Genomic DNA, 11763 nt, shown 5'->3' with positions numbered 1-11763 from the left:
TTGGATGATAGTAAACTAAGTCCATTTTTTTCAGATAGATATTCTTGGGACAAACCTTTCCTACTTCTCAAGGTTTTAATTTTTTGTGCTAATTCTTTGTTCTTCAATTTTTATATTTTAAAATTTAGAACAAAAGTATACTTAATGTCATTAATTGCTCAAGTCATACTTACGTCATATTTACGTCATTTACGCCAATATGATATTTCATAGGTTATTGGCATACCGCACAACGGCTGACAATATGAAACGGTTGGGTTTTCGGGGTGCGTTCGTATCCGCTGGGGAAAATATTGGTGTGGAACAAAAGTTTCACAATCAACGGAACGACAACTGTTTATATTGTGTGTTGTACGTAGTTCTTTATTTTTCTTCCATTTTAATTTTAAATTCTTCGGAAAATTGGACTAATATCTTACTCACTTTTTTTATATAGCTTTTCTCAGACCACAGATCAATATTTAATAGTCCTCTTCCTCCTGCACCTCCAATTATATCAATATCAATAGAACTTTTTTCTATTTTCAAAATCACCATATTCATTTGGGTTGAACTATTTCTAAAATAGAATTGTTCATCCGCTAAAATGGACATATTAGAACTATGTTTCTCATATTCAAATGAGAAATGATCTTTTAGATTATAATACTCCCCGAAATTTGTACCACGAACTAAGCAAAGATTAAATGCTTATATTTGTGATATGAACAAGTCAAGAAGAAAACATTCAGCCGCCTTCAAGGCAGAGGTTGCATTGGCAGCGATCAAGGAACGCGAGACGTTATCTGAGTTAAGTGCCCGTTATGGTGTTCACCCCACAGTGATCAGCACGTGGAAAAATGAGTTTCTGAAACGTTCAGAAGAAATCTTCTCGAAACAAGGTCCCAAGAGTGAAGCTGACTTTGAAAAGGAGCGACGGGAGCTCTTCGCCAAGATAGGTGAATTGGAGATGCAGCGGGACTGGTTAAAAAAAAAGTCGAAACAGTTGGGCTTGGAATAATTGAACGTCGAAGCCTTGTATCGAAAGATGATTGTATAAGCCTCCAGAGCCAATGTGATCTGCTGGGGATCAGCAAATCCGGTCTTTACTATGTGGCAAAAGGAGAATGTGATGCGAATCTTGAGATTATGAAGAAAATGGATAAACACCATCAGGATCATCCCACTTACGGAGTTCTGCAAATGCAAGACTACTTGTTGGCACAGGGTTTACGGGTCAATCCCAAGCGAGTGAGACGACTCATGCGCAAGGCGCAGATAATAGCTCAATATCCAAAGCGAAATTTGAGCAAATTGGGCCTATCCGACTATATCTATCCCTATCTGCTTCGTAATCTTGATGTAGACCATCCGAACCAGGTCTGGGAGATTGACATCACGTACATACCCATGGACAGGGGTTTCATGTATCTAACGGCAATCATAGACGTGTACAGTCGTTTTATTGTTGGATGGGGACTTCATAACAGCCTTCATGGAGAGAACGTGATTGAAGTCCTTGACGGGGCAATAGATGAGCACGGTGTGCCCGGGATTATCAACTCGGATCAGGGAAGTCAGTTTACCAGCCCGGCGTGGGTGAACAGGCTCAATGAACTTGGAATCAGCATCAGCATGGATGGCCGTGGCAGGGCAACGGACAACATCTATATTGAACGGTTCTGGAGGACATTGAAACAGGATTATGTTTACCCGTTTCCGGCAGAGAACGGCACCACACTCTGGAAAGGGATCCGATGGTTTGTGAATCATTACAACAAGGAGAAAACCCACCAGGGTGTGGGTAGAAGAACGCCGGAAAGCGTGTTCCGGTTAAGTGCATAATTTTTTACTTGTAAACAAATGTACATGCACCAAATGAGACATCAAGCTAAATCCCTGACGGGTTTTGGGAAAAATCTCCACTCAAAAGGAGTTGTATTTTTTCCAAAAAGCTTGACTTACTCATTTGCTTCAAGAATGGCTGGTTTACAAGTAAAAAAACGATAATGTGAAAAAATTCGAGAACAATATTTTAGTTAAAAACCCCGCTTAATCGGTACAGAGAATAGGGAGTACTAAAGATAATCAATAATTTTTCTTCTATCAGTTGTGAAAATTTTAAATCTGGAAATATTCATATAATCGTTATTACAATTGTTGAATTCTTATTATTTAATTATTTGTTTATCAGTATTTTTTTCCGGTTTTATAAAATTACACATAACGTTTTTCGGCTTGGCGTAATGGCGGTTTTTTTAGTACAAACGTTTATAAGGTTTCTTAGTATTTCAATTTTCTTTTTTTTCATCAAATTAGTACGATGTTTCTATCTTGGTGGCTTGTGTACAACGGGTTGGGGCTTTGCGTTCGGGAGGGGATAGAAAGTGCACTTTCAGCTAATCACCGCCGCGAGCAAAACTGACTACGTGTTGTACCCAGTTATTTTTTATTGTTCAGTTCTTTAATCATTCTCGTTTTACTTTTTTCAGTCGGTAATATTTTAGACCAGGATACAATTATCACTGTTGCAAACTTTTATAAGGGGTAGGATGCTTCGAATCGCCACTTCTCCCGCTGTTGGCTATATTGCGTGTTATGGGCTGTATTTAATTTCATTCATCAAGTCATTTTTATTATATTTTTTTAAATCAAGGTTAAGTATAGTATCACTTGAAAAAATTATATTCTTATATATTGCCAACTTAGGTTCTTCTTTCCCACTTACATAACCTATTAACATTGTTTTCTTATTTTTCTCAAGATATACCGTTCCGCTTTTCTTTGGCGGATTTAGATTTGGGATAAGCTGCCATTTATTCTTATCCCAGTAGAATATCCACCTTTCTTTAGCGAAAATATAATTAATTGACCTAGGATTCTCAGGATAATAAATGATAAAGTTTATGCAATCTGAACTTTCCCTGTTTAGATTAATTTTTACTCTATCTTTCCTTTTGGGTTTTGTATATTCCCAGCAATAAACATAAAGACTATCACCACTTAGTTTTTCTGCCAAGAATTTATAGAACAATTCAAAGTCGTTTATTACTTTCTGAGAACTTTTTGAATAAACAAAATCAAAATACTTTTTCCTTTTATCAAATTCTTCTGCTGTTGCGTTAAGTTTAGTACTCCCTATTCTCTGTACCGATTAAGCGGGGTTTTTAACTAAAATATTGTTCTCGAATTTTTTCACATTATCGTTTTTTTACTTGTAAACCAGCCATTCTTGAAGCAAATGAGTAAGTCAAGCTTTTTGGAAAAAATACAACTCCTTTTGAGTGGAGATTTTTCCCAAAACCCGTCAGGGATTTAGCTTGATGTCTCATTTGGTGCATGTACATTTGTTTACAAGTAAAAAATTATGCACTTAACCGGAACACGCTTTCCGGCGTTCTTCTACCCACACCCTGGTGGGTTTTCTCCTTGTTGTAATGATTCACAAACCATCGGATCCCTTTCCAGAGTGTGGTGCCGTTCTCTGCCGGAAACGGGTAAACATAATCCTGTTTCAATGTCCTCCAGAACCGTTCAATATAGATGTTGTCCGTTGCCCTGCCACGGCCATCCATGCTGATGCTGATTCCAAGTTCATTGAGCCTGTTCACCCACGCCGGGCTGGTAAACTGACTTCCCTGATCCGAGTTGATAATCCCGGGCACACCGTGCTCATCTATTGCCCCGTCAAGGACTTCAATCACGTTCTCTCCATGAAGGCTGTTATGAAGTCCCCATCCAACAATAAAACGACTGTACACGTCTATGATTGCCGTTAGATACATGAAACCCCTGTCCATGGGTATGTACGTGATGTCAATCTCCCAGACCTGGTTCGGATGGTCTACATCAAGATTACGAAGCAGATAGGGATAGATATAGTCGGATAGGCCCAATTTGCTCAAATTTCGCTTTGGATATTGAGCTATTATCTGCGCCTTGCGCATGAGTCGTCTCACTCGCTTGGGATTGACCCGTAAACCCTGTGCCAACAAGTAGTCTTGCATTTGCAGAACTCCGTAAGTGGGATGATCCTGATGGTGTTTATCCATTTTCTTCATAATCTCAAGATTCGCATCACATTCTCCTTTTGCCACATAGTAAAGACCGGATTTGCTGATCCCCAGCAGATCACATTGGCTCTGGAGGCTTATACAATCATCTTTCGATACAAGGCTTCGACGTTCAATTATTCCAAGCCCAACTGTTTCGACTTTTTTTTTAACCAGTCCCGCTGCATCTCCAATTCACCTATCTTGGCGAAGAGCTCCCGTCGCTCCTTTTCAAAGTCAGCTTCACTCTTGGGACCTTGTTTCGAGAAGATTTCTTCTGAACGTTTCAGAAACTCATTTTTCCACGTGCTGATCACTGTGGGGTGAACACCATAACGGGCACTTAACTCAGATAACGTCTCGCGTTCCTTGATCGCTGCCAATGCAACCTCTGCCTTGAAGGCGGCTGAATGTTTTCTTCTTGACTTGTTCATATCACAAATATAAGCATTTAATCTTTGCTTAGTTCGTGGTACAAATTTCGGGGAGTATTATAAAGGAACCCATAGGCTTTTACATATTTGTCCTTAATTTCCAAACTATCAAAAGTAATTGGAAATACAAAAGGTATATCAACAAATCTTCCTCTTTGTATTCCAGGCAACCAATCCTTGAACTCATTAACAAAATTAAACGCAATGGAATCGCAAATCGAGTTTGCTGATTTTACAATTCTGGTGTTTTTTAACTCTCCATTTTTTCCAAAAACTGTCTCAACGAATACTTTCTCTCCATAGCAATCAAAATTTTCAAAATCAATTTTATCAAAATATGTCAATACCTGAGTTTTAAAGTCTTTAAATACAAACAACTCCTCCCAACCATGTCCACCAATGATCACTTCATCATCAGGTATTGTATCATACACAATCTGTGCTGATAGATTTATCCTCAAAAGCAATAAAATTATTAATATGTTTCTACGTCTTTTCATAATATAGCCCATAACGGTTGTTAACGGTAACTTTTGGATTGCATCAGGCAGGGCTTCACTGACTGCCTGGATGTAACAATCGCCCCGGTCACGTGTGATGGTCTTGATGTCGGGATACTGTCGTAACCACTCTGCTATATCCTCCTTTTCCCGGCTCTTTAATACTTCTACTGTTTTACCTGTCTCCCTATTTACGACTATCGTACCATAGGTATGCCCCTTGTGGTATGCCCAGTCATCTATTCCCAAATGTGTCATTTTTGCAGGAGGAGAAACATTGCATTTGTGTATGGTTCTAAGACACGTTGAGGAGCTGACCCGTAGCAGCATCTGCTCTGAAATCCATGAAGCTTTGTTTGATGATGTTTCCTTGCTTAAATGGAGTAGTCTGTCATTGGCTCGTGATGTTCTGCGTGAATATGGGACCACTTTATCAGACAATTGTTGTGAAAACACTTTTTTCGAACACTTTGGATTGTCACAGAAAATCTTTCTTACTTTAAGTTCTAACTTGACGGATCTGGATATTATTGGAAGATCTTGCAACTTCCTGCAATAGTAACTATGAAGACGCTTACTCCTTGAACCGCATAAAGGACAAAAACCATATTTGGATGCAATTTCTGCTGATATGAACAACTGATCTTCATTCATGGAGATTCCTTTCACTTTTACTCTTGGAAGCTGTATCAATGACCGTAAGGAGATATTTTTCTTGCTTTCTAAAACCCTCTTCATTTATGTTATACATTTAATACACAATGCATTAAAGTTAATCATAAATATCGAACAAACCTAATTTTATAAGGTTTATTTATCTGTATATGAGGTATATATATTATAAATTAGCAATATTTTTCACTGCCACCAAAAGTGACGAAGAACCACAGCGATACAGCACCTTCGGTAACAACAATGCAGCATATTCTGTAACAATGATGCATCAGTCGCAAAGGTAATTTTTTATGTTCATATCTTATCAGATTGTCCATTAAAAATGTTTTTTCTGTTCTGTATCCTATAGCTCTTCCCTTTGTTATGGAAAGCTTTCCATAACAAAGGCGATTCTATGAGAAGAAAAAAAGATAAATTTGTCTTTGCCTTTTTTTGATAAATCAAAAAAGGAGAACCTTCGGAGTGCCCTCCGGGAGAATGGAGGGGTCAATATCCCGGACAAGGGGGCAGCATCACCGGAATACGCAGGTCTTACGGTTAATATTGGTAATGACTGCAATAGTCTTGATTTTTTTATCTACTTTAAGCAATGAAAGCATTTTCTTTATTTCACTTCTACTTGTTGTTTTTCTTACATAGTGCCTTCATTATTACCAGCTATTGGATTGCGAAGTAAATTAATACTATCATAAATCAACAGTAAAGAGGAGTCGGTATGCCCGAAATATGGATCAGTATGTTCTCGAATATACAGAGCAAACACTCTTTTTTGGACAACGGTACAAAATAATATAACTTTGTGCCCATTGGATTGGATTTTTTTCTTAGGGCAGAAGTAATCATGGGTGACCAACCTCTGTTGAGGGTCGTATCAGGTTATACAGTTTATTTGAATTTACAGAGAACCTATAGATGAAAGACAAGAATATAGAGAATAGTCTCCTATCTTTCAGAAATTATTACGAGGCTAACGTACCGCCATTGATATTATTTGCTCGCCGTTTTGTATCTGAAGAAATGGCCGAAGATATTATACAGGATGTTTTTCTCGATATATGGGATTATGTCGGGATAAATGAAAAATTACCCTCCCGTTCTTATTTATTTATAGCTGTAAGGAACAAATGTTTGAATAGCCTCATAAGAGAACGGGTGAAAAAGAACTATATACAATCAACCGAATTAGATAATCGTATTTTAGGTCTTGATTATTACGATTCTTTTGAAAAACAGATTATAGACCGAGAAGATATGCAGTATGTCTATGATGAGATTGAGAAGTTACCTGAAAAATGTAAGCTTATTTTTAAGATGGCTTATTTCGAAGAAAAGAAAAATGCAGAGATTGCAGAAAACCTGAACATTTCTATCCGTACCGTCGAACATCAGTTATATTTGGGATTGAGGACATTACGATCCCAATTGATCGCTGATGGTAAAAAAAACTTATTTTTTCTATTTTTCTTTTAAGTAAATATTTACGGCATCTTGTCTTATCAATATAGGAAGAAATATTAAAATGATGCCATTTGCAACTGAAGAAATAATTATTCGATCGATTCGTAAAATTGCGACTCCCGGAGATCTGGCTATTCTCAACAATTGGCTGGGGGAAAAGAAAGAGAATGTTGCATATTATTGCCAACTGGAAGAAATTTGGAATTCAAGGAAAAATTTACCCGAAGAAATTATTTATAATGGTTGGCAGATGCTTTCCGGAGAAATTGCTGCGCGTCCGCCAACAAAACAATCATCTGTTATTCCGGTCAAAAAACGGAAGATCGAATGGCTTCATTATGTTGCCGCTGTGTTTATAGGTGTGTTGATTGCTACAGCTGTCTGGATAACACTATTCGATATCTCGAAAGATTCCCGGCAGCAATTCCTTGTTCAAAATGTGGTTTATAACAAGACAGGTGTATACCCCGTCATTTTACCCGATCATTCGAAGGTCTGGATGAATGAAGAAACCCGGATTGCCTATCCCGAAAAGTTTACGGATGGAACCCGGTTGGTAGCTTTAGAAGGTAAAGCATATTTTGATATCCGTAAAGATCCCGAAAATCCCTTTATTGTACAAATTGGAGATGTAAATATAGAAGTTACCGGTACTGAATTCTTTGTAGAATCCATGCTGGAAGAAAAATCGTTTATAACCTTGATTTCCGGTACTGTTATTTTAAATTATAAAAACAGGGAAGGTGGAATCCTATCCACTGCTCTTGCACCCGGAGAGCAAGCCCGTATAAATCGCTTAAAGGGCAATGTGGAAATTGAAAATATCGATACCAGTTATTATGTCGCATGGAAAGATGGGACTTATAGGTTTACGGATGAACTATTAGAGAAAATTGTCCCTTTACTGGCTAAACGTTTTAATTTGGATATTCATATTGCCCCATCTTTGAGAAATAAACGATTTACTGGTAGGGTTATACCAGGGGAAAATATAGAAGATATTTTAGAATCAATTGCAAAAAGCTATCCAATTAACTATCACATTTCAGGAAAAAAAATTTATGTGAATGAACGATAGTATCATATGTCTAATTCAAAAAATAATGCCTATGAAAAAAGTGAATTAGCCTGATAAATGTGATATAAGATAATATAATATAAGATAAAATAAAATAAAATAAAAGAGCCGGACGATATTGCTCTATCTTCCGACTCACTAAGTTTTAAATTATTAATCCCGCCAATAACCATATTCTTGCTGGAACCGGTTAAAGGCTAAAAATTAAAAAACAAACAAATATATGAAAAATAGGATACATAGAATACCCATTCCTGCATTTTTATTGTTTATTATGAGAATGACATTCTTTTTGTTTGTCATTAGTATTTTGCAGACATATGCCACCAGTTCTTATGCACAAAACACACACCTGACAATCCAAGAAAATGAAATTGAATTGGGTGAACTTTTCCATAAAATCGAGAAGCAGACCGATTTTTATTTTTTCTACAACAATGATCAGGTTAACAAGCATCTAAAGGTTACTATAAACGTAAAAGATAAAACTATATTTGAAGTACTTGATCTTGCTCTTAAAAACACCGGACTATTATATCAGGTTCATAATAAGGCGATTATATTGAATTCAAATGGTATAACTCCATCACTAGTCCAGCAACAAAAAAAGCAAATTACAGGAAAGATTACCGATGAACAGGGTGAACCCATTATTGGTGCAAATATTATTGAGAAAGAAACTACAAACGGTACTATAACCAATATAGACGGAACGTTTTTACTTTCTGTCTCAGACAGTTCAGTTATATTTGTTTCATATATCGGATATTTATCTCAGGAAATAGATGTTGGGAGTGGAAATGATTTTCAAATAACACTTAAAGAAGATCTCCAGACTTTAAATGAGGTTGTGATTGTAGGTTATGGGACACAGAGGAAAGGATTGATAACCGGATCTATCTCATTAACCAAAGGAGAAGAGATAATTAAAAGTCCCTCTCAGAACTTAGGCCAATCATTACAGGGGCGTATACCGGGGGTCATAATGAATGTGAGATCGGGAGAACCAGGTTCTGACGGGGCATCGATAAGCATTCGTGGTAAAAGTACAACTGGCAATACCGATCCGCTAATATTGGTAGATGGTATTGCCAACCGAAGTGGAAACTGGGACCGGATAAACCCCAACGATATTGAAAGTATCACAGTCCTGAAAGACGCATCGGCCGCTATTTACGGGTCGCGTTCGGCTAACGGTGTTATCCTGATCACTACCAAGCGGGGTAAAGAAGGCAAACCCACGATAGACTATTCTTATAATATTGGATTTCAACAACCGACACGCCTCCCTCAATTGGCTGATGCCGCAACATTTGCAGAGGTATTCAACGAGATTGAAGAATACGAAGGACGTATTCCCCGTTATACGGTTGAAGAGATTGAAAAATTCCGTAATGGTTCCGATCCAGTTAATTATCCGAATACCGACTGGCTGAAAGAAACCCTACGGAAAACTTCTTTGCAGCAAAAACACAATGTATCGTTAAGAGGCGGAAATGATAGGATTAAGTACTTTGTCGGCGCTGGATTTGCAGATCAGGATGCCATTTATAAAAACAGTAATACATTTTATCGCCAATACAATATACGTTCGAACATCGATGCACAGATCACCAAATACCTTAGTGCGTCGGTCGATCTTGCCGGAAGAATTGAGGACCAGCAATATTCAGGATACGACGCGGGGACTATTTTTTTTAGTTTGCTTCGTTCTTTTCCCACGTCATTGGCCCGTTATCCCAACGGATTTCCTACCGTGGGGATGGATATTGGTAATCCTGTGACACTGGTAACCGATGAAACCGGTTATAGACGGTATAATAAATCGGTATTTAATAGCACATTTATGGCTAAACTTGATCTGTCGTGGTTGATCGAAGGATTATCAATTGACGGCTACATGGCTTTCGATAAGGAAGGAATGGAGAAAAAAGAGTGGAAAATACCTTTTTATTATTATGTTTGGGATCAGACAACTGATACTTATGAGAAAAAGAAAAACGGGACCCGGGATTATGCATCTCTGAGGCAGGATTATGTTCCCCGCACGTCGCTTACCTTCAATACCAAGTTAATGTACAATAATAGATTTAATGAGGTACACGGACTTGACCTTTTGTTGGGGTATGAACAAAACGAATCGAAGGGAAACGACTTCTGGGGTTCCCGCTCTAATTACTTATCAACGGCTATAGACCAGCTTTTTGCAGGAAGTACCAACAAAGAACATTATGACAATGGAGGGAGTGCGTACGAGCAGGCGCGAATGAGTTATTTCGGGCGGCTGGGATATGATTATACCGGTAAATATATGGCTCAGTTCAATTTAAGATACGATGGTTCCTATATTTTCGCGGCGGGTAAAAGATGGGGATTCTTTCCCGGCATATCACTCGGGTGGAGATTGTCGGAAGAGAACTTTATCAAAGAGAATGTGCAGTGGATGAATAATCTGAAAATCAGGGCTTCTTACGGACAGCAGGGTAATGATAACGTAGGCGCTTACCAATATTTACTGAAATATGCAACCGGACGGAATTATGTTTTCGGCAATACCGACGTGCAAGGTGTTTATCAGGAAGGATTTCCTAACAAAAATATCACATGGGAAGTGGCCGATACTTATAATATAGGGCTTGACGGAGATTTTTGGAACGGACTACTGGGAATCGAATTCGATCTCTTCAAAACCAAAAGATCCAATATCCTGCGGCGACGTAATGCCTCTATCCCGCAATATACCGGACTAAAGGATCTCCCCGACGAAAATATTGGTAAGGTAGAAAACAAAGGTGTGGAGTTGCAACTTAACCACAGAAACCGGATAGGAAAAGTAAATTTCAATGCTTCGGGTAATTTCTTGTATGCCTGTAACAAGGTGATTTATATGGACGAAACTCCCTGGGGAGAAGGTTATGATTATATGAAGGAAGAAGGGATGCCCTTAGGTGCAGGCCTTTATTACGAAGTAATCGGGATCTTCAAGGACCAGGCGCACCTGGAGTCTTATCCTCACATGGAAGGAGCACGCCCCGGAGACCTTATATTTAAAGATGTAGATGACAATGGGGAAATTAATTCGATGGATCGGATAAGGCAGCCGTTGACTAATTTCCCGGAAATAGTATTCGGAATGACTTTGGGCGCCGATTGGAAAAATCTCGACCTTTCCATTTTGTTGCAGGGACAAGGTCGGGCAAAACAAGCGGTATATTCTCGTGCCGATCAGACCGGGAACTTTTATATGAGTCAGGTACAAGATCGATGGACACCACATAATATGAACGGGACGCAACCCCGTGTAGGAGGCAGTATTAATTCGATGGAGAGCTACAGTTCGACTTATTACCTCAAGGATGCTTCTTTCCTGCGTTTGAAGAATGTGGAGCTGGGATATACCATTCCTGGGAATAATTGGTTGGACAAGTTGAATATTTCCCATTGCCGGATATATTTGAGTGGATATAACCTGTTGACTATCGATAAGATAAAGGAAGTAGATCCCGAAACACAAGATGGTAAAGGTACATATTACCCACAACTCAGAATATTCAATGTGGGTGTCAATATAACTTTTTAAAATATAA

General features: G+C 38.3%; 9 protein-coding genes and 1 pseudogene. 5 read left to right on the top strand and 5 right to left on the bottom strand.

What is annotated here, in order from left to right; all coding sequences use genetic code 11:
- Positions 1-363: 363 nt before the first annotated feature.
- Positions 364-609: pseudogene (locus tag AC1HCU_RS06470) on the bottom strand (hypothetical protein); the annotation flags it as partial.
- 94 nt (positions 610-703) lie between these two features.
- On the opposite strand from AC1HCU_RS06470, the gene AC1HCU_RS06465 reads away from it, so the two are divergent.
- On the top strand, positions 704-1000 hold the full coding sequence (locus AC1HCU_RS06465) for a transposase (protein WP_286880050.1): 297 nt from the start codon (positions 704-706) through the stop codon (positions 998-1000).
- Positions 943-1824 carry an IS3 family transposase gene (locus AC1HCU_RS06460; protein ID WP_139224143.1) on the top strand — a complete coding sequence of 294 codons (882 nt, stop codon included), beginning with the start codon at positions 943-945 and terminating at the stop codon, positions 1822-1824. Before AC1HCU_RS06465 ends, AC1HCU_RS06460 begins: the two co-directional genes overlap by 58 nt.
- Before the next feature lie 751 nt (positions 1825-2575).
- Here AC1HCU_RS06460 and AC1HCU_RS06455 read toward each other — a convergent pair.
- The 4 genes from AC1HCU_RS06455 to AC1HCU_RS06440 form a co-directional block, all read right to left on the bottom strand.
- Complete coding sequence (locus tag AC1HCU_RS06455) at positions 2576-2998, bottom strand: hypothetical protein (RefSeq protein ID WP_480370498.1); 423 nt, start codon at positions 2996-2998, stop codon at positions 2576-2578.
- Positions 2999-3344: 346 nt separating this feature from the next.
- Positions 3345-4100, bottom strand: a complete 756-nt coding sequence (locus tag AC1HCU_RS06450) for an IS3 family transposase (protein WP_231960459.1) — start codon at positions 4098-4100, stop codon at positions 3345-3347.
- 68 nt (positions 4101-4168) lie between these two features.
- Positions 4169-4465, bottom strand: coding sequence for a transposase (locus tag AC1HCU_RS06445; protein WP_286880050.1), 297 nt, complete (start codon positions 4463-4465; stop codon positions 4169-4171).
- 17 nt (positions 4466-4482) lie between these two features.
- Positions 4483-5703: a transposase family protein gene (locus AC1HCU_RS06440; RefSeq protein ID WP_480370495.1), complete on the bottom strand. Its 1221-nt coding sequence runs from the start codon at positions 5701-5703 to the stop codon at positions 4483-4485.
- A gap of 849 nt (positions 5704-6552) precedes the next feature.
- Here AC1HCU_RS06440 and AC1HCU_RS06435 point away from each other — a divergent pair.
- The 3 genes from AC1HCU_RS06435 to AC1HCU_RS06425 all read left to right on the top strand — a co-directional run bounded on the left by AC1HCU_RS06435 (position 6553) and on the right by AC1HCU_RS06425 (position 11756).
- The gene (locus tag AC1HCU_RS06435) at positions 6553-7110 is read left to right on the top strand and encodes an RNA polymerase sigma-70 factor (RefSeq protein ID WP_480370492.1); all 558 of its coding nucleotides are present in this window, start codon (positions 6553-6555) and stop codon (positions 7108-7110) included.
- A gap of 49 nt (positions 7111-7159) precedes the next feature.
- On the top strand, positions 7160-8176 hold the full coding sequence (locus AC1HCU_RS06430) for a FecR family protein (protein ID WP_480370489.1): 1017 nt from the start codon (positions 7160-7162) through the stop codon (positions 8174-8176).
- A gap of 223 nt (positions 8177-8399) precedes the next feature.
- Entirely contained in the window at positions 8400-11756 is a 3357-nt protein-coding gene (locus AC1HCU_RS06425; RefSeq protein WP_480370486.1) for a TonB-dependent receptor, read from the top strand.
- The last annotated feature ends 7 nt before the right edge of the window (positions 11757-11763 follow it).

The sequence above is a fragment of the Proteiniphilum sp. LBM24028 genome, assembly GCF_056629195.1.
Note: the sequence above shows the minus strand (reverse complement) of the source record. Positions and strands in the feature narration are given on the sequence as shown.